Source organism: Desulfonatronum parangueonense, assembly GCF_054656975.1.
In genome coordinates this window covers 2,336,297-2,359,464 of sequence record NZ_BAAHXH010000003.1, presented here as the reverse complement: position 1 = coordinate 2,359,464, position 23,168 = coordinate 2,336,297, and the positions used below count along the sequence as shown (strand labels likewise).

Annotated in this window: 22 protein-coding genes; 17 read left to right on the top strand and 5 right to left on the bottom strand. The window is 56.8% G+C overall.

The genetic code is table 11. From position 1 onward, the window contains the following. Window positions 1-50 precede the first annotated feature (50 nt). Window positions 51-1,088 (bottom strand): ABC transporter substrate-binding protein, encoded by a 1,038-nt coding sequence (locus tag ACYQ15_RS10845; RefSeq protein ID WP_459937528.1) that lies wholly within the window; start codon window positions 1,086-1,088, stop codon window positions 51-53. 356 nt (window positions 1,089-1,444) lie between these two features. Here ACYQ15_RS10845 and ffh point away from each other — a divergent pair, with 356 nt between their 5' ends. The 16 genes from ffh to secA all read left to right on the top strand — a co-directional run bounded on the left by ffh (window position 1,445) and on the right by secA (window position 16,726). Then, a complete protein-coding gene (gene ffh, locus ACYQ15_RS10840; RefSeq protein ID WP_459937527.1) occupies window positions 1,445-2,833 on the top strand; it encodes a signal recognition particle protein in 1,389 nt (462 codons plus the stop codon). Between the two features lie 45 nt (window positions 2,834-2,878). Further along, entirely contained in the window at window positions 2,879-3,133 is a 255-nt protein-coding gene (gene rpsP, locus ACYQ15_RS10835; RefSeq protein ID WP_459937526.1) for a 30S ribosomal protein S16, read from the top strand. A 101-nt stretch (window positions 3,134-3,234) separates the two neighbouring features. Then, window positions 3,235-3,465, top strand: coding sequence for a KH domain-containing protein (locus ACYQ15_RS10830; protein WP_459937525.1), 231 nt, complete (start codon window positions 3,235-3,237; stop codon window positions 3,463-3,465). 11 nt (window positions 3,466-3,476) lie between these two features. After that, window positions 3,477-4,025, top strand: coding sequence for a ribosome maturation factor RimM (gene rimM, locus ACYQ15_RS10825; protein ID WP_459937524.1), 549 nt, complete (start codon window positions 3,477-3,479; stop codon window positions 4,023-4,025). A gap of 90 nt (window positions 4,026-4,115) precedes the next feature. Further along, a complete protein-coding gene (gene trmD, locus ACYQ15_RS10820; protein ID WP_459937523.1) occupies window positions 4,116-5,399 on the top strand; it encodes a tRNA (guanosine(37)-N1)-methyltransferase TrmD in 1,284 nt (427 codons plus the stop codon). A gap of 117 nt (window positions 5,400-5,516) precedes the next feature. Further along, on the top strand, window positions 5,517-5,870 hold the full coding sequence (rplS, locus tag ACYQ15_RS10815) for a 50S ribosomal protein L19 (protein WP_459937522.1): 354 nt from the start codon (window positions 5,517-5,519) through the stop codon (window positions 5,868-5,870). An 11-nt stretch (window positions 5,871-5,881) separates the two neighbouring features. Further along, window positions 5,882-6,511: a ribonuclease HII gene (locus ACYQ15_RS10810; RefSeq protein WP_459937521.1), complete on the top strand. Its 630-nt coding sequence runs from the start codon at window positions 5,882-5,884 to the stop codon at window positions 6,509-6,511. Beyond that, on the top strand, window positions 6,493-6,897 hold the full coding sequence (locus ACYQ15_RS10805) for a YraN family protein (RefSeq protein ID WP_459937520.1): 405 nt from the start codon (window positions 6,493-6,495) through the stop codon (window positions 6,895-6,897). The genes ACYQ15_RS10810 and ACYQ15_RS10805 overlap by 19 nt, the downstream gene beginning before the upstream one ends. Then, window positions 6,839-7,699, top strand: coding sequence for a 16S rRNA (cytidine(1402)-2'-O)-methyltransferase (rsmI, locus tag ACYQ15_RS10800; RefSeq protein WP_459937519.1), 861 nt, complete (start codon window positions 6,839-6,841; stop codon window positions 7,697-7,699). Before ACYQ15_RS10805 ends, rsmI begins: the two co-directional genes overlap by 59 nt. Next, window positions 7,696-8,451: a PTS system mannose/fructose/sorbose family transporter subunit IID gene (locus ACYQ15_RS10795; RefSeq protein ID WP_459937518.1), complete on the top strand. Its 756-nt coding sequence runs from the start codon at window positions 7,696-7,698 to the stop codon at window positions 8,449-8,451. The genes rsmI and ACYQ15_RS10795 overlap by 4 nt, the downstream gene beginning before the upstream one ends. A 50-nt stretch (window positions 8,452-8,501) precedes the next feature. Further along, window positions 8,502-8,786, top strand: coding sequence for an HPr family phosphocarrier protein (locus ACYQ15_RS10790; protein ID WP_459937517.1), 285 nt, complete (start codon window positions 8,502-8,504; stop codon window positions 8,784-8,786). Continuing rightward, window positions 8,786-10,564, top strand: a complete 1,779-nt coding sequence (gene ptsP / locus ACYQ15_RS10785) for a phosphoenolpyruvate--protein phosphotransferase (protein WP_459937516.1) — start codon at window positions 8,786-8,788, stop codon at window positions 10,562-10,564. Before ACYQ15_RS10790 ends, ptsP begins: the two co-directional genes overlap by 1 nt. Next, complete coding sequence (smpB, locus tag ACYQ15_RS10780; protein ID WP_459937515.1) at window positions 10,564-11,019, top strand: SsrA-binding protein SmpB; 456 nt, start codon at window positions 10,564-10,566, stop codon at window positions 11,017-11,019. The genes ptsP and smpB overlap by 1 nt, the downstream gene beginning before the upstream one ends. Before the next feature lie 272 nt (window positions 11,020-11,291). Further along, window positions 11,292-12,677, top strand: a complete 1,386-nt coding sequence (locus tag ACYQ15_RS10775) for an FAD-binding oxidoreductase (protein ID WP_459937514.1) — start codon at window positions 11,292-11,294, stop codon at window positions 12,675-12,677. 303 nt (window positions 12,678-12,980) lie between these two features. Next, window positions 12,981-14,114, top strand: coding sequence for a (Fe-S)-binding protein (locus tag ACYQ15_RS10770; protein ID WP_459937513.1), 1,134 nt, complete (start codon window positions 12,981-12,983; stop codon window positions 14,112-14,114). Between the two features lie 98 nt (window positions 14,115-14,212). Continuing rightward, window positions 14,213-16,726 (top strand): preprotein translocase subunit SecA, encoded by a 2,514-nt coding sequence (gene secA, locus ACYQ15_RS10765; RefSeq protein WP_459937512.1) that lies wholly within the window; start codon window positions 14,213-14,215, stop codon window positions 16,724-16,726. Between the two features lie 346 nt (window positions 16,727-17,072). On the opposite strand, the gene ACYQ15_RS10760 is transcribed toward secA, so the two are convergent. From ACYQ15_RS10760 to ACYQ15_RS10750, 3 genes are all read right to left on the bottom strand, one after another. Beyond that, window positions 17,073-18,092 carry a DUF362 domain-containing protein gene (locus tag ACYQ15_RS10760; RefSeq protein ID WP_459937511.1) on the bottom strand — a complete coding sequence of 340 codons (1,020 nt, stop codon included), beginning with the start codon at window positions 18,090-18,092 and terminating at the stop codon, window positions 17,073-17,075. A 99-nt stretch (window positions 18,093-18,191) separates the two neighbouring features. Beyond that, window positions 18,192-18,971 carry a SapC family protein gene (locus ACYQ15_RS10755; RefSeq protein ID WP_459937510.1) on the bottom strand — a complete coding sequence of 260 codons (780 nt, stop codon included), beginning with the start codon at window positions 18,969-18,971 and terminating at the stop codon, window positions 18,192-18,194. Window positions 18,972-19,250: 279 nt separating this feature from the next. Next, the gene (locus ACYQ15_RS10750) at window positions 19,251-20,630 is read right to left on the bottom strand and encodes a multiheme c-type cytochrome (protein ID WP_459937509.1); all 1,380 of its coding nucleotides are present in this window, start codon (window positions 20,628-20,630) and stop codon (window positions 19,251-19,253) included. A gap of 17 nt (window positions 20,631-20,647) precedes the next feature. On the opposite strand from ACYQ15_RS10750, the gene ACYQ15_RS10745 reads away from it, so the two are divergent. Continuing rightward, on the top strand, window positions 20,648-20,905 hold the full coding sequence (locus tag ACYQ15_RS10745) for a hypothetical protein (protein ID WP_459937508.1): 258 nt from the start codon (window positions 20,648-20,650) through the stop codon (window positions 20,903-20,905). Between the two features lie 86 nt (window positions 20,906-20,991). Here the strand turns inward: ACYQ15_RS10745 and ACYQ15_RS10740 are convergent, their stop codons facing one another. Continuing rightward, on the bottom strand, window positions 20,992-22,875 hold the full coding sequence (locus tag ACYQ15_RS10740; RefSeq protein WP_459937507.1) for an ethylbenzene dehydrogenase-related protein: 1,884 nt from the start codon (window positions 22,873-22,875) through the stop codon (window positions 20,992-20,994). Window positions 22,876-23,168: the final 293 nt, after the last annotated feature.

Below are 23,168 nucleotides of genomic sequence, written 5' to 3'. Positions count from 1 at the left end.
GGGCCGCGGCGAAGCAGGCGACGGTCGGTCCGCTTGATGGAATGCATGGGTTAGAAGATCATCCGTGCTTCTTTTTCAGGCAGAAACGAGTCGTCGAAAATCGCTTCCGGAGCAGGCGTGCTGGGCAGGTTGAAAGCATGTACGACCTCGTCGATGGCCTTGGCCAGGCGGTCCTTGTCGATGGCGCCGATGCCGTTGGCCTTGGCGTTTTCGGTGGCTACGCTGGTTTCGATGGCCAGGTTCAAGCGCCGCAGTTCCAGGTCGACGTCGATCAATCCGTCACGCTGCCGGACGTAGGTGATGGCCGCGGCCGGATCCTGCAACGTATCTTTCCATCCCTTGGTCACGGCGCGCAGGAAACCTTTGACAACTTCGGGCTGCGCCAGCATTTGCGGGGAAACGACAATGGCGTTGCCGTAAAGCTGGACGCCGTAGTCGGCATACCGGAAGACAACGAGATCGTCGGCGGCAATACCAAGATTCTCAAGGTTGAGCAGGCTGGTGAAGTAGAAGCCGGAAATGGCGTCCACCTGCCCTCGGAGCAGCATGGGTTCACGGAGGGGAGGATCCATGGACATCCAGGTGACCGAGGCTTCATCCAGTCCAGTGGCAGCGGCAAAGGCGGAGAAGGTCTTGCGCGGGGAATCGAAAACCGGGGCGCCAAGGGTTTTGCCCGCCAGATCGACAGGGGTCGCAATCCCGCTATCCTTCTTGGCAAAGATGGCGAAGGGGGGATGGTCGTAGACCATGAATACGGCTTTGAGGGCCTGGTCCGGATTGTTGACGTTGAACTCGATCATGGCGTTGATGTCGGCGAACCCGACATCATAGGCTCCGGTGGCGACGCGGTTTACGGCTCCTGCTGATCCGCTGCCGGAATCAATGGTTACGTTCAAGCCTTCATCGGCAAAATAGCCTTTGGCTTGCGCCAAGAGATACGGCGCAATCGGACCCTCGAATCTCCAGTCCAATGTGAACCGAACGGGAGTTTTGGCGGCAGCCGTGGCGGAGATCACCAGAACCATGGCCAGAAGTACGGTTATAGACAGGATGAAGCGGCTGAAAGAGGCGATCAGGGGCTTGGACATGGAATTCCTCCGAAATGAATGTGAATTTTGATGACCTCAGCGTGGACGAACCTTAAAACCTGAATCGGTTTTTACCGTGACCCTTCGGAACGTTCGAGGGACAGGGGGACGGGTGCATGGAGGATTCAGATTTTCGTGTGCCGGGACTTTCCCAAATAAAATGAGTTTTTGCAAGCTGAAATCAAATGCGTGTGCCTTGCGCCTGCTCAATTTAACTTGCTGTTTTGTCGGTATGATCAACAGAACCGAATCAAGGGAATAGCGGGGAATAGCGGATACAGTGTTGACTCGAACACGGCTCTTCGATATTTGATTGTGTTTTCGCATTGTATACCGGTTCCTCATATGGATATTCCATGTTCGACAGCTTAGCGGATCGACTGCAGTCCGTTTTTAAAAAAATCCGCGGCCATGGCCGTTTGGATGAGAAAAGCGTTCAGGAAGGCCTGCGTGAAGTACGCCTTGCCCTGTTGGAAGCGGACGTCAACTTCAAGGTCGTGAAGGATTTCGTGGACCGGGTCCGTGATCGGGCCATGGGCCAGGACGTCTTGGGAAGTCTGACTCCCGGGCAGCAGGTGGTCAAGATCGTTCATGACGAAATGGTCGAGCTACTGGGCGGCGAACATCTTGGTCTGCAGTTGCAGGGCAAGACTCCGGCGATCATCATGCTGGTGGGCTTGCAGGGCTCGGGTAAGACGACCACAGCGGCCAAGCTGGCTCTGCATCTGCGGCGCATGAAGCGCAACCCCTATCTTGTACCCGCCGACGTCTATCGTCCCGCGGCCATTGATCAGCTGCATACCTTGGCCGGCCAGCTGGGCGTTCCGGCATTCTCCTCCACTCCCGAGATGAAGCCCGTGGACATCTGCATGCAGGCCCGGGAAGAGGCGGTCCGCAAGGGGCTGGACGTGCTTCTCGTCGATACCGCGGGTCGGTTGCACATTGATGAACTCCTGATGGAGGAATTGGCTGCCATCAAGGCGGCTGCCGGGCCCCAGGAAATTCTTTTCGTAGCCGATGCCATGACCGGGCAGGACGCGGTCAACGTGGCGGTCAAGTTCGATGAACTTTTGGATCTGACCGGAATTGTCCTGACCAAAATGGAAGGCGACGCCCGGGGCGGCGCGGCCCTGTCCATCAAGTCGGTCACCGGAAAACCCATCAAGTTCGTGGGCATGGGCGAAAAAGCCAGCGACCTGGAAGTCTTCCATCCGGATCGAGTGGCTTCGCGAATATTGGGCATGGGCGACATCCTTTCGCTGATCGAAAAAGCCCAGGGCTCCATTGATCAGGCCGAAGCCGAGGCCCTGCAGAAGAAGATGCAGAAGGCCGAATTCAACCTGGACGATTTTCGCATCCAGATGCGACGGCTGCGCAAGCTTGGCTCCCTGGAAGGCATGCTCAAGCTCATTCCCGGAATGGGCGATCTGCGCAAGCAGATGGGAGAAATGAAGATGCCGGAGAAGGAGATGAGCCGCATGGAAGCGATCATCAACTCAATGACTCCGGCGGAACGCAAATCGCCCAAGTTGATGAACGCCAGTCGCAAAATGCGGGTGGCCAAGGGAAGCGGCGTGAAAGTGCAGGACGTGAATGTCCTGCTCAGAAATTTCGAGCAAATGCAGAAAATGATGAAGAAAGTAATGACCGCGGGTCCCGGAGCCCTCAAGGCGCCGACCAGCCCCGGCCTGCCGCCGGTCATGCCCAGGAAGAAAAAGGAACGGCGGAAAAAGAAACGCCGTTGACCCCCAGAACATTTTTGAACGCAAAATGAAGCGAGGAACGCAGCAATGGCAATGAAAATCAGATTGACCCGGATGGGCTCCAAGAAGAAACCCTTCTATCGCCTGGTGGCCGTGAACAGCGAAACCCGCCGTGACGGTCGCGCCCTGGATTTCTTGGGATACTACAATCCAATGAAGGAGCCCAACGAAATCAAGATCGATACCGACAAGGTCCGGGACTGGATGGCCAAGGGCGCCAAGCCTTCCGAGACGGTACGGTCGCTGCTGAGAAAGGCAGGCTACAACGAGCCGCAAGCCTAGTGTCTGAAGATTTCCCTGCTTTTCAGGCAGGGTCGTCAACAGGCCCAAGGAACTTCAAAGCACTCCGATGCGGTTGATTTCGCATGCTGGAGGCAGAAGCCATGAAAGATCTCATCGAATATATCGCCACCTCCCTGGTGGATCATCCGGAATCCGTTCAGGTCTCCCTGGTTGAAGGCGAGCAGTCCTCCGTCCTTGAGTTGCGTGTTGCCAAGGAAGACCTTGGCAAGGTCATTGGAAAGCAGGGCCGTACTGCCAAAGCCTTGCGGACAATTCTGACCGCGGCTGCAGCCAAGGCCGATAAACGGATCGTGCTGGAAATACTTGAGTAGATGGAAATGAAATGGCCGGACGATCGCTGATCCTCGTCGGTGAAGTGATAAAGCCCCACGGTTTGACAGGGGAGTTCAGTGTCAAGACACATGTGGACTCCCCTGATTTTTTTGCCCGTGTTCCGAGACTCTATCTGCGTCAAGGGCCGGACGCTCCTGCGCGATCGGTGAAGGTTGCCTCATGGAGGATGCACAACGAACGCTTATTGTTGCGGCTGGAGCATGTTTCGGGGCGGGATCAGGTGGAGGGAATGCGTGGCGCACAGTTTCTGGCCCGTTCCGAGGATTTGCCGAAACGTTCCACGGACGAGATTTATATCGAGGAACTGCTTGGCATAGCGGTGCAATTGCCCTCCGGAGACTTGCTGGGCCGGATCACGAAGGTGGACGCCGGCACCGGGCAAGAGGTCTGGACGATCACCACCGATTCAGACCTGGAAGTGCTTTTTCCAGCCCACCAGGATTTCATCGTGGATGTCGACATGGATGCGAAAATCATTCGTATTGATCCCCCACCGGGGTTGCTGGAATTGTACCTGGGTGAGCAGTTGCCCAGCTGAGTCCTGGTTTCACCACTCAGGCAGCCGTTTGGTTTCCTGATCTCCCCGACTTACAACGATTCCATACCTCCAAAATTCAACGCTTCTTTGATGCAATTCAACATCGTCACTCTTTTTCCGGAGTTTTTTTCTTCAGCGCTCCAGTGCGGTCTGCTCGGCAAGGCCCTGGATCAGGACATGGTCCGGGTACGGCTGATCAATCCCAGGGACTACGCCACGGACCGGCACCGGAGCGTGGACGACCGCCCTTATGGCGGAGGACCGGGGATGGTCATGACCCTGCCGCCCTTGGCAGCTGCTCTGCACACCCTAGAGCCGGCCGGCCGGACGCTCATGCTCTGTCCGAAAGGGCGTCCCCTGGACCATGAGCTGGCCTCTTCCCTGGCTCAGGAACAGGACATCACCCTGATCTGTGGCCGATATGAAGGGATCGACGCCCGGCTGGAGCAGTTGTTTCCATTGGAAAAGATCAGCGTGGGCAATGTGGTGCTCAACGGGGGGGAAACGCCGGCCCTGCATGTCCTGGAAGCGGTATCTCGCCTGCTGCCGGGATTCATGGGGCATGGCGAGTCCTTTGAAGAGGAGAGTTTTGTTCAGGGCGTGCTGGAATACCCGCACTATACGCGGCCTGAATCCTTCGAGGGACTGGAGGTGCCGCAAATCCTGCTCTCCGGTGATCATGCGAGAATAGCGGCTTGGCGGCGGGAAATGGCCTTGCGAACCACCTTGGAGCAGCGGCCGGATCTGCTGGCCAATGCTCCTCTTGCTCCCAATGATGCCAAAGCTTTGCGTTCCATGAACAGCGAACGTCGTCGAGTTTCGAAAAATTGTTTTATCGCCCTGGTTCATGCCCCGGTCTTGAACAAGTTTGGCCAAAGCGGAGCGGTTTCTTTGACAAACCTGGACATCCACGATATTGCACGCGTTTCTCGCACATACGGGATGGGCGGCTATTATATCTGCACGCCGCTGCAGGACCAGCAACGTCTCGGAACGCGCCTTCTCGGGCATTGGCTGAGTGGGCCCGGGCAATCCGCCAATCCGGATCGCGGCTCCGCACTGAGTCTGGTGCGCATCCTGGACAACCTTGAGCAGGCTGTCGAGGATATTGCCGGTCAATGCGGCAAATCTCCGATCCTGGTAGCGACATCAGCCCAGGGGATGGGCGAGCTGTCCTTTCCGCAAGTAAGACGGATATTGGACGATAACCCGGTTCTTCTTGTTCTGGGTACCGGATACGGGCTGGCCCCGGAAGTCCTGAAGATGTGTTCCGGAGCATTGCGCCCGATCAGATTTTTCAGTGACTATAACCATCTTTCCGTGCGTGCTGCCGCGGCCATCATTGTGGACAGAATACTCGGCGATGATGGCTAAGGAACCCTGTCGCGCGTCGTATGCTTCAGACCTTTTACGTTGACGCATGTTTCCGGCCTTGGAGTCGAACCTGGGTCGAGACAGATATTATTGCATGATTTACAAGGAGAGCAGGTCATGGATGTAATGAAGAAGATTGAATATTCGCAAATGCGCATGGACCTCCCGGCATTCAAGGCCGGGGACACTGTCAAGGTTCACGTCCGGATCATCGAAGGCGACAAGGAACGAATTCAGATGTTCCAGGGTGTGGTCCTGTGCAGACATCGCGGCACCACCGACGCGACGTTCACGGTCCGCAAAATGTCCGACGGCGTCGGGGTGGAGCGGATTTTCCCCCTGCACTCTCCGTTTATCGAGCGTGTGGAAGTTCTCAGCGAAGGCAAGGTCCGACGCAGCCGCATTTACTATCTGCGCAAGCTCCGGGGCAAGGCCAGCCGGATCAAGTCCAAGAATACCTGGGACAACTAGGTTCCGCGAACATGGTGGGCGGAGAAAATCTCCGCCGCATCGGCCAGGTTGCAGGTTTGGACGAGGCCGGCCGGGGATGTCTGGCCGGCCCTGTCGTGGCCGCGGCGGTGATCCTTCCTGAATCGTATTCATTGCTCGGTCTGACTGATTCCAAGAAGGTTCGCGCTGAGCAGCGTCTGAATTTGGCCAAAGCCATCCGCGAGCAGGCCGTGGCTTGGTCGGTGGGTGTTGCCTGGCCCCGAGAAATTGAGACGCTGAACATTCTGCGCGCTTCTTTAATGGCCATGTGCCGTGCTGTTCTGGCGTTGAAGATCCGCCCGGACGCCTTGATCGTGGACGGCCCGCACAAAATCCCCCTGGATACTCCTCAGCAGGCAATTATCAAGGCGGATGAAACCATTCCAGCCGTCTCCGCCGCCTCTATTCTGGCAAAAACCTTTCGCGACAAACTATTGACTTCTCTGGATCGACGTTATCCTGGGTATGAACTGGCCCGGCACAAGGGATATGCCACGGCGCTGCACCTGGAGGCCTTGCGTCGTCTCGGTCCTTCACCCACGCACCGTTTGACCTTCAAAGGTGTTCGTGGTGAGGGTGCATTCCCGAAATGTCAGGAGCGTCAATGGTTGCCGGGCATCTGAAGTGCGGGCATGCCGGTGAGGATGCCGCGGTTCTTTTCCTGAAGGAATTGAACTATCAGATTCTGGAACGTAATTTTCGATGCAAGTCCGGCGAGGTTGATGTAATCTGCCTGGACGGCGAAACCCTCGTCTTTGTCGAGGTCCGTACCCGCGCCGCTCGGTCCCTGTCCACGCCGGCTCAGAGCGTGGGGCAGGCCAAGATCACCAAGCTGACCCGGGCAGCCAGCTATTTTCTCAGCCGACGCGACTGGTGGGAAAAACCCTGCCGTTTTGATGTGATCGCGGTAGTGCACACTGCCCAGGGGCTCAGACTGGAGCACATTCCCAATGCCTTTCACTTCCCCCCGACTGTGGGTCGTGGCCGTACCCCTTGGCAACCCTGGTGATTTTACTCCCAGGGCCAGGCAGGTGTTGCAGGAGACCGAGCTGATCCTGGCCGAGGACACCCGGAGGGCCGGTCTGTTTTTTCAGCGCCACGGCGTCACTCAGCATGGGGCGCTGCGCAGTTTTTTCGAACATAATGAGAGCGAGCGCATTCCCGCTGTCTTGAATGCACTCGAGCAAGGCCGCAGCGTTGCCTTGATTTCGGATGCCGGAACGCCGCTCATCGGCGATCCCGGATACCGACTGGTAAGGGCTTGTCGTGATGCCGGATTCAGCGTCACGCCTGTTCCGGGTCCTTGTGCCCCCATCGTTGCTCTGTGCGCTTCCGGACTGCCTCCTTCTCCGTTCACATTCCTTGGATTCCTGCCGCGACAATCCGGAGATCAGAAGCGCTTATTTCGTACATGGGCCGAGATGGCGACCACGCTGGTTTTTTTTGAGCGCAATTCTCGCCTTTCCGCGACCTTGGATGTTGCCCATGAATGTTTGGGACCGCGGGAAATCTGCGTTGCTCGCGAATTGACCAAGGAACACGAGGAGTTTATTCTGGGCCGTTTGGAAACGCATCAGGACATGCAATGGGATCCCCGCGGCGAAGTGACGGTTATCGTCGGCCCACCTGAGTTTTCCACGAAGACACAGGAAGTGGATATGGATCGTATGCTTCGGGAGGAACTGCATAGCGGCACACCGCGGGAAGTGGCTTCCAGAGTCGCGGCCCAAGCACGCGGCTGGACATCCAAGCAGGTTTATAACCGGTTGATTTCCATTTCCAAGGCCAATCCCGGATCGAGAGACGCATGACATCCTCGGAGAAGAATTCTGCCTTGAGTTTTCGGCTCATGCTGCGGACGTTTCTGCGTTGCTATCTTGTGGGAGCGAACTTCAATACACGGGGCATGCAGAATGTCGGGTTGGCCATGATCCTGGAACCGGGACTGAAAGTCATCCACCAGGATGCCAAGGAACTGCAGAAAGCCCGACGACGTTCCCTGCAACATTACAACACCCACCCCTTCTGGACGCCGTTGCTGGCAGGGATTTTTCTGTCCCTGGAGCGCGATATTTCCCGCGGCATCCTCCCCGCTCCCATGTTGCAGCGTGTCAAGAACACGACGACCTACACTCTCTCTGCTTTGGGAGACTCTTTTTTCGGGGGAGGGGTTCTTGTTTTCTGGTCCCTTGTTCTGGTCATGTTGCTTGTAAACGGCTGGATGGTGTTGGCCTGGCTCTGGCTTGCGAGCTGTTTTTTGAGTTTGCAGGTTTTCAAGGTGATGACGTTTATCGGCGGATTCCGCGATGGAATCGGTTTTTTGAGCCGGCTCAAGCGGTGGGATCTGATCAACTGGGGCCAGCGGATCAAACTGCTCAACGCCGCACTTCTGGTTTTGATCTGGCTGCAACTCTGGCCTGAACTCGGTTCCGGTTGGGTGTGGGCTTTCTGGACCGGCGCCGTCGTTGTGGCCGCGATTTCAGTTTTTTATTTACGTCTGTCCCGAAACTGGTTCCTTTTGGCCTTTGCCGGCTATTGGGTCGCATGGATCGTTTGGTTTTGAACATCTCACGAGTGGGATTTTTCCCGACCGCCAATCAGGTTGCGTGATGCATGGAAACTGTTGATTTTGTCAGTCGAAAGGTTTTTGTGACCAACGAGCAGGGGTTGCATGCCCGCCCTGCTGCCCGCTTGGCCCGAGAGGCTCAGAAATATTCTTCTCGGATCACGTTGCTCACTGCGGAACAGGAAGTGGATGCCAAGAGTATTCTGGATTTGCTGACATTGGCCTTGGGACCCGGGTGTTCCGTGGAACTCAAGGCCCAGGGCGAAGATGCGTTGGCTGCACTGGAACAGCTGGAGCTGTTGTTCGCGAATCGCTTTGAAGAGGAGCGCTAGTGGCCAGGAAAGTTCTCCAAGGTATACCCGTTTCCACAGGCGTGGCTTTGGGGAAGGCCTTTTTTCTGAATCGGGGCAGATCCCGCAATATCCCGCGCCATAACATCCCGGACAGCGATGTGCCGGCCGAGATCCAACGCGTGGAGCAGGCATTCGCCCAAGCACTTGCCGAGCTTGAGGATATCCAGTTGCGGGTTCCCGCCGAACTGCTGGAGCATGCCCGGATCATCGACTCGCACATCATGATGCTCCAGGATCCGAAGCTGTTAGAGTCCTCAAAGGACTACATCCGGAGGATGCATCTCAACGCGGAATGGGGTCTCGAGAAGTCGGTCGCGGATATCGAGGCGGTTTTTCACAGCATCGAGGATTCTTATATCCGCGAGCGAATTCAGGACGTGCGGCTCGTGGCGGGCAGGGTCCAACAGCACCTGCTCGGCGAATCCGGCAACAACCTGCGTTCCATAACCACCAGGATCATCCTGCTGGCCCATGATCTGAGTCCCGCGGATACGGTGGAACTGGAAGTGGGCAAGATCATGGCCTTTTCCACGGTCACCGGCGGCAAGACTTCTCATACCGGCATTCTGGCCCGGGCCATGCAAATCCCGGCCATCGTGGGCGTAGCCGACTTGGAGGAAGCCATTCGCGACGGCGAGGTGATCATCATCGACGGGCTGCAGGGACGGATCATCATTGATCCGGACGAGGAGGAACTGGCCAGTTTCACGGACCTGAAATACCAGTTCGAGCAGTATCAGGCAGGCATCAACCGTTCCAGCCATCTGCCCGCGGAGACAATCGACGGCTACCGGGTCAAGGTGTTTGCCAATATCGAACTTTTGGAAGAGGTTTCTTCCGTGCTGGGCAACGGCGGCGAAGGGGTCGGTCTGTACCGTACGGAGTATTCCTACCTGAACCGGGTCAAGCTGCCTGACGAGGAACAGTTGCTGGAGGAATACCAGGATCTGGCCTCAATCATGTTTCCGGGCAAGGTCGTGCTGCGCACGCTGGATGTGGGGGCGGACAAGTTCATGCACCACTATGGTGGACTGGATGAAGCCAATCCGGCCTTGGGGTTGCGGGGCGTGCGCTTCTGCCTGCACCATTCGGACCTGTTCCGCGTGCAGTTGCGGGCCATTCTGCGGGCCAGCCTCCACGAGAATATTTCGCTGATGTTTCCCATGGTTTCCGGACTGGGGGAACTTCGCCAGATCAAGGCCGTTTTCCACAGCGTGCAGATGGAGTTGAAAAAGCAAGGGCTGAAGTACAATCCGGAGATGCCCGTGGGGATGATGATCGAACTGCCTTCGGCCATGATCACCGCGGACATTCTGGCCACGGAGGTGGACTTTTTCAGCATCGGCACCAATGATTTAATCCAGTACAGTTTAGGTATCGACCGGACCAATTCGTATGTTTCATATCTGTACCAGCCGCTGCACCCGGCCTTGGTGCGGATGATCAAGTATGTCGTGGACGCCGGCCATCGGGCCGGCATCGAGGTGAGCATCTGCGGGGAAATGGCCGCTGACCCCTACTGCATCCCCGTGCTGATGGGCATGCACGTGGACTGCCTGAGCATGAATCCTCAGGCCATGCCCGTAATCAAGCATATTGTCCGGCAGGCCACCATGGAAGAGTGCAAGACCCTGCTCAAGGAAGTCCTGTCCAGCAAGACCGTGGGTCGGGACAACAAGCTGGTCAAGGACAGCATTTTCCGTCGTCATCCCAAAGAACTGATGTTCTACTCCTCCCTGCTGGATGAAGGATATTGATGAAACCGCAAGCGGAAGGAACCCGCCTGATCGCCTCCAACAAAAAGGCGCGGCATGAATATGAGATCCTGGACACCCTGGAAGCCGGCCTGGCGCTGATGGGGTCGGAGGTGAAGTCGTTGCGTGACGGCAAAGTCAGCTTCAAGGACGGGTATGTCCGGTTCACAAACGGAGAAGCCATTTTGGTGGGGGTGCATATCGCTCCCTATGCCCATGCCGTCCACACCGGGCATGAGCCGGAAAGACCTCGCAAACTTCTTTTGCATCGCCACCAGATTGACGCCTGGAGCGCCAAGATCGGCCAGAAAGGTCTGACCGTGGTGCCCCTGAAGATGTACTGGAAGGCGGGCAGAGCCAAGATCGAGATCGGGCTGGCCAGAGGCAAAAAACTCCACGACAAGCGCGAAGATCTCAAGAGCCGTGCCATTGAGCGGGACCTGGCCCGGGAGAGATGAGGGGAACGGATTTCCGTCGCCCAACAAATTTCCTCGATCCTAGCCCGAATCTTGAGATCTGCGATCTGAGGCTGGAGTCTCGAGATCTGAGACTGAGTTTGAGGCTAAGACTTGCGATCTGAGCTTGGGGACGAACTCCTGAATTTTGGCTCCTGACTTGCAAATCTTAAACCCGTCTCCTCAACTCTCAAATCTCAAATTCCAACTTCCATATCTCAAATTTCAAATCTCAAATTTCAAATTTCAAATTAAACATACATCCTTCCCCCCCCATGTCTCCTTCCGGCCTGACAACCAGCCAACGCAACTATCTTCAAGGGATTTTTCCCGGAGAAGACTACCTGGACACGCCCGAAGCCGCCTGCGTTTACGGCACGGATGCCAGTCGCCGATTTGCTCTGCCCTGGGCCGTGGTGCGTCCGCGGACCGTGGATCAGGTGCGGGAACTGCTGATCTGGGCGCATCGGGAGGAGATTCCCGTCTTTCCTCGGGCCAGGGCGACCAATGTGGTGGGGGGGTGCGTTCCCCAAGGCGGGGGCGTCGTGGTCTCATGTCTGGCCATGAACCGAATTCTGGAGGTCCAGGAGGAGGATTTCACCGCGGAGGTCGAGCCCGGTGTGGTGACCGCCGCATTCCAGACGGACCTGCAAGCCCGAGGGTTGTATTATCCCCCTGACCCGGCCAGCGTGCGCTTCTCCACCCTGGGCGGCAACGTCGCGACTTGTGCCGGTGGAATGCGCGCCCTGAAATACGGCGTGACCAGGGATTATGTCCTGGGCATTGAGGCCGTGCTCCCCGGCGGGGAGATGATTCATACCGGCTCGAAAACCCACAAGAACGTGGTCGGTCTGGACCTGACCCGACTGCTGGTGGGATCCGCCGGCACTTTGGCCTTTTTCACCAGGTTGACCCTCAAGTTGTTGCCGCTGCCTCCGGCCCAGGCGACATTGATGGCCGGATACAGGACTCTGGCCGATGCCCTGGCAGCATCCCAGGCGGTGTTTCAGGCCGGAATCCTTCCCGTGGCCATGGAGTTGATGCCGGTGGATGTTTTGGACTGCGTCGCGAAGATCACCACGCCGCCCTGGAACGATTCGACCAAGGCTGTACTGCTGCTCAAGTGCGACGGACGTCCGGAGGGACTGCGGGAAGAGCTGCGTCTGATGCGCCTGGCCCTGGAAAGCAGGAACCCGCAATTTATCGAAGTGGGCAGGGATGGGAATGCGGAGGAGCGGCTCTGGGAGTTTCGGCGGTTGATCAACCCAGCTTCGTTTCGACTGGGCAAGGACAAGATCAGCGAAGACGTCACCCTGCCGCGAAGCAAGGTCGTTGAAGGCATCCTGGGCATCCGAGAGATCGGACGCAACCACGGTCGACCGATTCTGACCTTTGGGCACCTTGGAGACGGCAATATCCACACCAATATCATGTTCGACGCGGACGATGAAGAGCAACGCCGCCATGCGGATCTGGCCCGGGATGAAGTCCTGAGCCTGGTGCTGCGCCTCGGCGGCGTCCTCTCCGGGGAACACGGCCTGGGGCTGACCAAGCGAAGGTATCTCGAGCGTCAGGTCGGACCGGTGGAGCGGGGGCTGTTCGCCTTGATCAAAAGGGCGTTCGACCCAAAGGGGATCATGAATCCGGGGAAGGGGTATTGAGTGGGTGGTTCTCAGGAGTGGAGGATATCTCCTGTGAAGTAATATTGAAAGATTGTAACTGTTCAGCATGCTACTGCCCTGCGGACTTTGGCATCGCAGTCGGCGACGGTATCGGGATCGGGATCGCAGGCGAAGCCATGGATAGGTCTTCTCAACATTTTTCGAAACCGATTCCGACCCCGACACCGACCCCGATATCGGAGGCAGATCGCACACCATGTACTGAATAGTTACGAAAGATTTTCCGATTTCGATTTCGATGTTGAAGGTGGTTGAATTGATGCCTATGGGGACGGCTGGGGGATGGACAGGGAACGGGATTGTATTTTTTGCGGCAAGTGCCTTGAGGCGTGTCCGCTGTTCGGAGTGACCGGGCGGGAGGAACTGGGTCCGCGGGGCAAGTCGTTTTTGATCCAGGAAGCTCTGGAAGAGCGCAATCTGGGAAATCCCGCTGCTGCTCGCAAGCTGCTGGGGATGTGTCTGGGGTGTGGCAGATGCGCCGAAGTCTGTCCCCAGGAGCGGAATCTGCCGGAAATGTTGCGGCGGATCAAGGCCGGACATCCGGGGTGGCAGGCCTGGGTCTGGCGGGCCTGGATCAGCAATGCCAGGCATGTCTGGCCGCGGTTGGGCGGATCCGCGAAACTGCTTCCCGGCAGATCGACCGCCGGTTCCCTGGCCGCGGTGGTACACGCGATGACCTCGCGCCCACCTGAAATGGCAATGTTCCGCGGGAGTGCAAAAGTTGGCTGTTTTTCCAGACCGGCCGTTCTTTTCCCAGGATGTATGGCTCGATATGCCAAACCCGTGTGGATCCAGGCAGCTGTAAGGATCATGGGGGCGGCGGGTGAGGGGCTAGGTGAATTTCCGGAATGGAGTTGTTGCGGTTTTACCCTGGGTCAGGCAGGATTAACGGGTTTGCGATCAGATGCATGCGCTGGAAATATCGAAATTTGGCGAAATCTGGACCGTCCGGTGATACTGACCGTATGTGCCACATGCACCACTGCCCTGCGTGATTCTGGAAAAGAATCCGACTTTTTCTCGGATGAAGACGAGCAGCGGGCATGGACCGAGTCCGTTCAGCCCTTGAGCGGTTTTCTGAACCCTCGGGATTTTCTTCCGCTGACGGACGCCTATTTGACGTATCATCGTCCTTGTCACGCTCCCAGGCCCGATCCGGATGAAGCCTTCTTGCGGGAATTGTTCGGGCAACGTTTGCTTGCCGGCGCACAGGGATCATGTTGCGGCATGGGCGGCGTGATGCGGCTTGGCGCTCCGGAACTCTCCGCTCAGGTTGCGACGTCCTGCTGGGAGGCTTTGCGAACCCATGTTTCAAGACGCGTGGTTTCGGGATGCAGTGGCTGCGTGCTGCAGCTCACGGCAACAGCCCCGCCGGAAAAAAGCGTGTCCCACTGGTTGGAGCTTCTGGCGTTGTGACGCTTCGAGATTTTAGATTTTTACGTCAATCATGAATACATGAACAGAATGAGATAATTGCCTTACGATCCAGCCCGACATGAATCAGGGAGAAGTAAATGTTTCAATATATTGTCAAAAAAGTAATCGGTTCAAAAAACGAACGGTACATCAAGAAGCTCAATCCGCTGGTGACCAAGGTCAATGGCTATGAAGAGCAGATGCGGGCCCTGCGCGACGAAGACTTTCCAGTCAAGATCCGGGAATGGAAGGAGCAGGTAGCCAATGGACGGTTGCTGGACGACCTTTTGCCGGAGACCTTCGCTCTGGTCCGGGAAGCCTCCTGGCGGGCTCTGCAGATGCGCCACTTCGACGCCCAGTTGATCGGGGGAGTCGTCCTGCACCACGGCAAGATCGCCGAGATGAAGACCGGTGAAGGGAAAACCCTGGCCGCGACCCTGCCGGTGGTGCTCAACGCCCTGGCAGGCAAAGGCGTGCATGTGGTCACGGTGAACGACTACCTGGCCCGGCGCGATTCCGAATGGATGGGGCAGATTTATCGTTTCCTCGGTCTTGAAGTCGGGGTGATTCTGCATGGTTTGACCGATCCCGAACGCCAGACGTCCTACAATGCCGACGTGACCTACGGCACCAACAACGAGTTCGGCTTCGACTACCTTCGCGACAACATGAAGTTCCACATCCAGCACTTGGTGCAGCGGGATCTGTTCTTTGCCATCGTGGACGAAGTGGACTCCATCCTGATCGACGAGGCGCGAACCCCGCTGATCATCTCCGGTCCGGCCGAGGATTCCACTGGCCTGTACATACAGATCAACGCCCTGATTCCCAAGCTGCAGAAGGAGCGAGACTTCACGGTGGACGAGAAGGTCAAGGCCATTCTGCTCAACGAGGAGGGCGTGGGGCGATGCGAGGAACTGCTCGGCCTGGACAATCTGTACGATCCCAAGAACATCCGGTTTCAGCACCATATTCTGCAGGCGCTCAAGGCCCATCATATTTTCAAGCGGGACGTGGACTATATCGTCAATGAAGGACAGGTGGTCATTGTCGACGAATTCACCGGGCGGACCATGCCCGGGCGCCGGTACAGCGACGGCCTGCACCAGGCTCTGGAAGCCAAGGAACACGTCAAGATCCAGGCCGAGAACCAGACCCTGGCGTCCATCACCTTCCAGAATTATTTCCGGATGTACGACAAGCTGGCGGGCATGACCGGCACCGCGGATACGGAAGCCGTGGAATTCAAGGAAATCTACAATCTGGACGTGTCCGCCGTCCCCACCCACAGGCCCATGGTCCGGGAAGATCACCCGGACATGATCTACAAGACCCAGGACGACAAGTACAAGGCCATTGCCCAGAGCATTCACGACCTGCACGTCAAGGGGCAGCCGGTGCTTGTCGGCACTGTGTCCATCGAGAAATCCGAGATAGTCTCCAAGCTGCTCAAGCGCCACGGCGTGCCGCACTCCGTGCTCAATGCCAAGAATCACGAGAAGGAAGCCGAGATCGTCGCCACGGCCGGTCATCCAGGCCAAGTGACCATTGCCACGAACATGGCCGGCCGCGGCACGGACATCGTGCTCGGCGAGGGCGTGGTGGAACTGGGCGGACTGCATATCATCGGCACGGAGCGCCACGAAAGCCGACGCATCGACAACCAGTTGCGCGGCCGCAGCGGCCGGCAGGGCGATCCGGGGAGTTCACGGTTCTATCTGGCGCTGGATGACGATCTGCTGCGCCTGTTCGGCTCGGAGAAGATTGCCGGCCTGATGGGCAGGCTGGGACTGGAGGAAGGCGAGGCCATCGAGAACCGTATGGTCTCCAGGGCCATTGAGAACGCCCAGCGCAAGGTGGAAGCGCACAACTTCGAAATCCGCAAACAGCTTCTGGACTTCGACAACGTAATGAACCAGCAGCGCGAAGTCATCTACACCCAGCGCCGGGAGATCATGGCCAACAAGGACCTCGAAGAAATGGTCGAGGCCTTTGTGGAAGATCTGGTGGAAGATATCTACACGCCCCTCAAGAGCAAGGAGCCGGACGAGGAGGCCCGGCAGGAAGTCCGCGGTCGATTGGGAGAGGTGTTCGGTCTGGGACGGGTCCATCCCCTGACAGAGGACAAGCTTCCAAACGAAGATGGGGCCATAGAGCAGGTCAATGCCGTGCTGGAGCGGCTCAAGGCGGATGCCGGGCAGCACTATCAAGAAATTCTCCGTTACTTCCTGCTGGACAGCCTGGACCGGGACTGGAAGGAGCATCTGCTGAACATGGACGGCCTGCGTGAGGGTATCGGGCTGCGCGGTTACGGCCAGAAGGACCCCAAGCAGGAGTATAAGCGCGAGGGATTTGAACTCTTTCAGACCATGCTGCACCTGATCAAGGAACACACCCTGCGCAATCTTTGCCATCTCAAGCTGAACGTGGTCCGGGAGGAGCAGTTCCAGCACGAGGAAAAACCGCAACGGCTGCAATACTCCGGAGCCGAAAAAGAGGCCGCCCCGGCCAAACAGCCGGTGCGGCGCGATCAGCCCAAGGTCGGCCGCAACGATCCCTGCCCCTGCGGCAGCGGCCGGAAGCACAAGAAATGCTGCGGAGCCGCCGGGTAGAAGGAACGGAGATGGGTAGTCCATGACAGTCCCATCTTGTTCACTTTACATAAAAAGTAGCTATTCAGCTGCATTCCGGATTGTCTCGATTTTTCGGCATCGCAACTCCTTCACCGGCTTCGTAACATCGAACCATTGCTCGAATAAACCTCATCTGGCGCTTCGGGCGTTCGGCAATGGTTCGATGAACGAGTCCTGGCTCAGTCAGACAGGCGATACCGAAAAATCGAGACAATCCGGAATACTTCAGTCCTATCCCCTGAAACTGCTGAGTAGTTACCATAAAAAAGGGCGCCAAAGGCGCCCTTTTTTATGGGATCAGATTTTCGTCATCATCACGCCATCATCAGGCACGCAGGATTGTTTCAAGCTCCTGGATCAGGCTTTTCTTCGCAGGCTCATCGGTCACCAGTCGAATCTGCTCCGGACCGGAGGCGCCGAGTCCGATTTCCGCGGCACGGGCGATCTGCTCCTGCTGGAACACCGGTATGTTCATGATGTCCGGCGTCGAACCCAGATGTTTGAGCATGCTCACGCCCACCGCGTCGATGGCCACCGGATCCCTTGAGCAGAGGGTTGTTCCGGCATTGACGCGTTTTCCGGTGGCCGGACCGCCGCTGGTGAAGGCCTCCACCCCGTCGATGATGAACAGGTCCGGACGGTAGGCCAGATTGATCTCGGCGATCATCTTGCGCATGTCGCGGGAGCCGTGAAGTTCGCGCATGTAGGTGGTGCCCTCCCTGGGGATGATGCCCACGCCCAGCTTGAGAGCCATGGTGAAGACGCCGTTGAATTGATGCGTTTTCAAGCATCCGGCGGCAATGATGTGATCAACGTCGTAGAGCACCTTGGGTACGAGAAAGCCGTCCTTCCAGTGCAGCCGATCATCCTGAAAACGGACCAGCTCATCCTCTTTCAGGAGATCGAAATTCACGATCCGCACGTCTTTTTGCGCGGCAAGTTCAAATATCCCCTTTTCGCGCATTACTTCCTGGGTCACCGGTGGGCTGCTGCGTTCGCCGATAATCACTTCCCGGGCTCCGCGTTCCCAGATTTCATCGATCAATGTCGCCAGAGTGTCATTATGGGTGGACCCCGGCGCGGGATCAGCCGTATTGAAATTCGGCTTGATCAAGACCTTCTTTCCTGCCAGTTCCGGCAGGGGAGTCAGTTGAAGCGCCCGATGCACCGCTTCCTTGCGGTCCATGGTCCTGATCAATCCCACTTCGGAGGTCTCCCCGGCCAAAAGCCTTCCTCCGGACAACAGGGGAGACAATTTCAATCCAGCCGTCAAAACGGCTGCTTTGGTCAAAAAGCTGCGCCTGGTAAATTTTGAGAATCTGTTCCAGGTTTTTTTCAACATCATTCACCTCCAGGTTGAAGAGCGTCCTGCACGGAAGGTGTAGGAGGAGTCGGAGTATCCGCCGTGTTGCCGGGATGTGGATATGGGCGGACTCCTCCTGGATTAATTGAACTTGATCATGTCGTCGTCAAATTCGATGGAGGCCTGTAACGACTGATTCTTTTGGGCCGTACCCGTTGCAACCTTGGCATGGGCCTCGGCCAGTTTGCCCAGGGTGGCCAAGTGTTGCATGGAAAGCAACTGGCAGTAAGCCATGGGCAGGGCTCCAGCCTGTCGCAGTTCCAGAAAGGCCTCGCCGGGAAGTTGATTCAGGGCTGTTTCGTCGATCTGATAAAGTCCCTCAATATTTCGATCACCTGAAGAGGTTTTGAGCGTAATCACCCATGGCTTGATCACGCCATGCTTGGTCAGCATCGCGCACATCATTACTGTTGACTGCTGATTTTCTTCTACTTTTTGAAGGAAATCCAGCACGGCCTTTATCGGCTTCGATGGGCTGCCGGATTCGTCAAAGAACGGCTCGCCTTCAGGTCCGTCTGTAATCAATCCGGAATCCTGATCCACGCAGAGAACAAGCTGAGTGTTTTCGGTGCGTGCCAGTTTGAAGGGATAACCTCGCAAGGCTGAAGGCACATATGCGCCTATCCACTGACCATTGGCGGAAACGTACAGGTTTTTGCCCTGCTCAAGACTGAGCAGGGCCACTGGAAAGAATGCATCATTCTGCTGGATAAAGGCGATGGGGAATGCTGTTACAGCTTTCGGCAGTTCAGCAGCCACCAAAGGCAGGAATATTTCCTTGCTGGCAAATGCGTATGATTCAAATCGGGTCCAGCGTTTTGAACCGTGGTTCTCTTTGCTGACGGGTAGATAGTTGGGCATGAGGTCTCCTTGAATAAAAACAAAGTGTACCCCTTCAACAGTTGGAGATCAAACAATGATGAAATTAATCAGTAGCTACTCGGCAGTACCGGAGAAGACCTGGATAGCGATAGCGCCGGCCTCGCCGGCATGACTAAAGAGGAAAAGGGTGCTCCGTTCGTCATGCCGTCGAAAGCCGGTATCCAGTGCTGGAGAATGGTCATGCGCCGTATGTGCTGAATAGGTACATGGTTTGGCGTCGCAACGCAGGGGGAACAAAGCCTGGGGCAATCAGCCACGTCAACGGATCGTCAATTCCGCTCGGGTCATTTCCAGGGCCGGCACTTCAATGCCCTCGATTCCGAGTCCATCGGCCACCTCCTGGCTCATGGACCGGTACATCAGGCGGATCAGGACCTGGAGTTCTCCGTCCGTCTCGGAAGCCGGAATCCGGAACACCTGTTCATCATGCCCTTTGGCCGGGATGCGGTGGTCGTAGCCGATTTCTTCGGCAAACCAGCTCTTGGGGGTGAGGTTGCCGTCCGCGTCCTTGAAAATCTTGCGATAGAACTTGGCTTCCGGATCGACGCGGTTGCCCTCGACGATGTGACCGGAGCGGAAAACGTCCTCGCCCGAGCCATTGGTCGCGGTGACTTCCAGCCACATCTTGCGGATATAGGTCACGCCCGTGGGAATCTTGTGGCCCGCGCCCACGTTCTTTATCCGTGCGAGGATCTCAACCGAGTCCTCCGCGTGCATGACTTCCGTTTCCAGCTCAGCGGCCGCCTCGAGCATTTGCCTGGCCAGGGCCGCTTTCTCGTCGTGGCCCATTTTTTCATGGAAGAAGACGCTGCCTCCCTGAAAATTGTGGGTGGCCACATGATCCCTGTCCTGACCCATGAAACTGGATCTTCCAGGATTCTTTGCTACTCCCGGTCCCGGCGTCATATGGCAGTCCTGGCAGCGTATGCCTTCCTGGGCGTATGGCCCCGCTTTCCAGTCGTCGTAAGTGTCGATCACCACCGCGCCGGAGGTCGGATGCACCACGTTGTGGCAGGCCCCGCAGAAAGCGGGGTCGGTATGGATTTCAGAAAAAACGATCTCGTGATACGGCGCCCAGCCGTCCCCCTTGGGGCCGCGTTTCAAGTCTCCCGGGTCCGAAATGGTCTGGACGTTGAACGGCTGAACCACCTTCTTGACCGTATGGCAGTAGTCGCAGGAAACGCCTTTTCTGGATGTCGCGTCCATTTGGCTCCCGTCCGGCGGCGGGAGCTGACCGGTCCTTACCCCGACAGGCGCATGACATTCTCCGCAGAAGATATCAGTGAACCCATCTGTTTCCCGACTGGCCTGCAGATAATCCGGCTGATAGAACATGTCCTCCCAGGCATACCGATGCTTGCTTTGGGACCAGGCGTCAAAAATCTCCTGGTGACAACCCTCGCAGTTCTCCGGGTCGTCGAAAGCTCCTGGCTGAAATCGGTTGATTTCCGAAAGATCCACGTCGGATATCTCAGTAACTCCATTGGCGGAGCCCTGCATCGCCGATACGGACTTGTGAACCACAATACCGACGGCCAGCATCAACCCCGCGCTCAGCATCAAGACCATAATGGCGCCGAATCTCCATTGGTTGCTTTTCCTGTCAATTGGGGAAATCTGGTGAAGCGTTTGTTGCATGGGAGTTTCTCCTTTTCATGAAACGTGACCAAGGGAATTTCATTTTGCTTGGTTTTGGTAACTACTCAGCAGAGGTCCGGCTTGCCTTGATTTTTTACGACCTCGCAAGCTCCTTCGCCGACTTCGTAACATCGAACCATTGCATGAATAAACGTAACTGCTCAGCAGAGCCAGAAAATACCTGGATATTGGCCTTCGCCGGTATGACTAGCGTGGGAAAGGCTTGCCCAGATAAGTCATTCCGGCCAAAGCCGGAATCCAGTGCTGGAGAATGATCATGCACCGTATGTGCTGAGCAGTTACATTTCATTTTGCTTGGTTTTTGAACAAACTGCCGGAAAAGAACTTTCTCAACTCTCTGTTAATGAGGATTTTGTTTCGTGTGTTCCGCGTCAGTCTTCCCCGAGGCTTCGCCGCCATTGTTTTTCGCAAGAATCACCAGAGCGTTGGGACTGACGTCCGGCTGATCGAGATATGCCTTTCGCCCTGCGCTTTCCCCGATAATACCCAATGGAAAGGTGACATAGTGGGTGCGGTTGCTGGCGTGGTCGTCAAAGATTGAAAAACCGGCGGTCAGTCCAGAGTCCGGATCAAAGACGTGGTCCGTGGTCTTTTGGCCGTTCACGGAGGGTTCTCGGTCGCGGACCAAGACCACGTCGTATGTTTGGTCAGTCCAGGCGACGAAAGCCCTGACCATGTTCCGGGCGCCGTCCGCTTCGCGAAGCACCCGCCGTGGAACAAGATCCCCCTCGCGCAAAAGATTTGCAGCCAGCAGATCGCCTTCGGAAGCAATGATGTTTCCTTCAAATTCAACGTCTTGGGTCAGCCGGAAGTCCTTGTTCTCATTATCCCAGGCAAACAGGTCGTCGTCAGCCAAGTGCACCGCATTTCCGTCCGCGCCCTCGGTGATAAGCGGGCCGTGGCCGGCTCGCATCGCTTCGGCAAGATTGTCTTCATGGATTGCCCAATAACCGGTGATTCGGGCATCATAGATCCACGGCATGTGGTCGGCGTATTCCGGATCAGGTCGATTGTTGAACCAGTTCGCGGTTCCGCTTTCCGCCCAATCATCATGGTCATCGAGACCCTGATTGTTGTGGAGTCGGTAGTGGTAGACGTAATCGGCCGAGGCGTGGCCCATGGGAACGGAGCGGGCCGTACGGGCCTGCCAGAGGTCGATGAAGTTGCCGGCCTCCAGGTCCGGAACGACGGTCTCGGCCAGATATTGTTCGAAGGATGCCGGAGAGCCGGCGAATTGCGTGCCGAATCGATCCCGCGGGCTGCTGTCGGGGTTCGCCGCGCGACTACGCAGAATATAATGGCGCAGGTCGCTTTCATCCATTCCTTCCTTGCCGAGAACCGGATCGTCCGCAAAATGATAATCCTCCACCTTTTCAAGGTCGTACGGCATGTTGCGCATGTCGTCGTGGCAGGCCATGAAACATCCGTGAGCATTGAAGCTTGCGCCATGGACATCCGTAAGATTGGTTGCGGCCGGGACGAACATCCCGGCCAGGCGCTCTTCATAATTGAACCGATCGCCCGGTTCGAGATGTTCCACATGGTCCAATTCGATTTCAGTAGGCCCGGCCATACGTCCTTTGCCTTGGTTGGAAAATCCGGCGCCGTCGTATCTGTACGTCTGGTGCGTGATCACCGGGCCGATGGAGTCCGGCAGGCCGCGCCCGCTGGCATCCGTAACGGATTTCCACCGCACGTGGAGATAGAATCGCTGGTCGTCATAAGCGGCACGCAGGCGCAGTTCGAGGGTGTTCGCCTTTTCATATCCGCTGTTCCCGCCCAGGTCGGTCCTGCCGGTCCATGGGCCGTCAAATCCCCTTTCAAAATGGCAGGAGACGCAGGCTATCGTGTCGGTGATCGTATTGGCCCCCACCGAATGCGACTCCGCGGCCCCGGCCTGATAGCCGCTGGGACCGTCCCGGCCGCTGAGCCATTGGTAGCTGATCTGATTCGGGTAGAAAGCGGTGGTCCGGGTCCATTCTCCCCATTCAAGATCCTGGATCCGATTGATCATGTTCACTGCGTCCGGATCGCTGATCAACGACAGGTTGAATTCCGGCATCTGATTGTCTTCCAGTGTCAATGACTGCATCGCGATCGCGGATTGGAGCACAAGGACGCTTGCGGCCATGACCAGGCCCGTGCCAAGAATCAGGGCCGGGAGCATGAATCGGTACGGGATCTCTTTTCGATTTTTCCGGGAAAACAATGGGGTTCTTTTCATGACAATCCTCCTTGTTCATCCAGGTTACAGCATCCGGAGCGCCGTCGTACACGCGGTCGTGTTCCCGTTGTTGTTGGGCGTACATTGTCACAAGGGGAAGCGGGACCATCTGGAGAGATGGTAATCCCTGAAGAGAAGGGGTCAAATTCAAAAACAGCGCCAGCCGCATGGACAAGGATGTGATTGAAATGTCGGCAGGTTTGCGCCTGGTCCAGGAGATGCCGACGGGTGACGACATTTTCGATACTTTCTGCGCCACCTCACATCAATCTTTCGAAATTCCGTAACTATTC

Excerpts from the sequence above, each read along its gene's own strand:
- secA (WP_459937512.1), top strand. The coding sequence starts at position 14,213 with ATGTTTCAATATATTGTCAAAAAAGTAATCGGTTCAAAAAACGAACGG.
- ffh (WP_459937527.1), top strand. The coding sequence starts at position 1,445 with ATGTTCGACAGCTTAGCGGATCGACTGCAGTCCGTTTTTAAAAAAATC.
- ACYQ15_RS10775 (WP_459937514.1), top strand. The coding sequence starts at position 11,292 with ATGTCTCCTTCCGGCCTGACAACCAGCCAACGCAACTATCTTCAAGGG.
- ACYQ15_RS10770 (WP_459937513.1), top strand. The coding sequence starts at position 12,981 with ATGGACAGGGAACGGGATTGTATTTTTTGCGGCAAGTGCCTTGAGGCG.
- ACYQ15_RS10805 (WP_459937520.1), top strand. The coding sequence starts at position 6,493 with ATGGTTGCCGGGCATCTGAAGTGCGGGCATGCCGGTGAGGATGCCGCG.
- smpB (WP_459937515.1), top strand. The coding sequence starts at position 10,564 with ATGAAACCGCAAGCGGAAGGAACCCGCCTGATCGCCTCCAACAAAAAG.
- rplS (WP_459937522.1), top strand. The coding sequence starts at position 5,517 with ATGGATGTAATGAAGAAGATTGAATATTCGCAAATGCGCATGGACCTC.
- ACYQ15_RS10845 (WP_459937528.1), bottom strand. The coding sequence starts at position 1,088 with ATGTCCAAGCCCCTGATCGCCTCTTTCAGCCGCTTCATCCTGTCTATA.
- ACYQ15_RS10755 (WP_459937510.1), bottom strand. The coding sequence starts at position 18,971 with ATGCCCAACTATCTACCCGTCAGCAAAGAGAACCACGGTTCAAAACGC.
- ACYQ15_RS10740 (WP_459937507.1), bottom strand. The coding sequence starts at position 22,875 with ATGAAAAGAACCCCATTGTTTTCCCGGAAAAATCGAAAAGAGATCCCG.
- rimM (WP_459937524.1), top strand. The coding sequence starts at position 3,477 with ATGGCCGGACGATCGCTGATCCTCGTCGGTGAAGTGATAAAGCCCCAC.
- ACYQ15_RS10750 (WP_459937509.1), bottom strand. The coding sequence starts at position 20,630 with ATGCAACAAACGCTTCACCAGATTTCCCCAATTGACAGGAAAAGCAAC.
- ACYQ15_RS10810 (WP_459937521.1), top strand. The coding sequence starts at position 5,882 with ATGGTGGGCGGAGAAAATCTCCGCCGCATCGGCCAGGTTGCAGGTTTG.
- ACYQ15_RS10830 (WP_459937525.1), top strand. The coding sequence starts at position 3,235 with ATGAAAGATCTCATCGAATATATCGCCACCTCCCTGGTGGATCATCCG.
- ACYQ15_RS10790 (WP_459937517.1), top strand. The coding sequence starts at position 8,502 with ATGGAAACTGTTGATTTTGTCAGTCGAAAGGTTTTTGTGACCAACGAG.
- rsmI (WP_459937519.1), top strand. The coding sequence starts at position 6,839 with ATGCCTTTCACTTCCCCCCGACTGTGGGTCGTGGCCGTACCCCTTGGC.
- ACYQ15_RS10760 (WP_459937511.1), bottom strand. The coding sequence starts at position 18,092 with ATGATGTTGAAAAAAACCTGGAACAGATTCTCAAAATTTACCAGGCGC.
- rpsP (WP_459937526.1), top strand. The coding sequence starts at position 2,879 with ATGGCAATGAAAATCAGATTGACCCGGATGGGCTCCAAGAAGAAACCC.
- ACYQ15_RS10745 (WP_459937508.1), top strand. The coding sequence starts at position 20,648 with ATGAAACGTGACCAAGGGAATTTCATTTTGCTTGGTTTTGGTAACTAC.
- ACYQ15_RS10795 (WP_459937518.1), top strand. The coding sequence starts at position 7,696 with ATGACATCCTCGGAGAAGAATTCTGCCTTGAGTTTTCGGCTCATGCTG.
- trmD (WP_459937523.1), top strand. The coding sequence starts at position 4,116 with ATGCAATTCAACATCGTCACTCTTTTTCCGGAGTTTTTTTCTTCAGCG.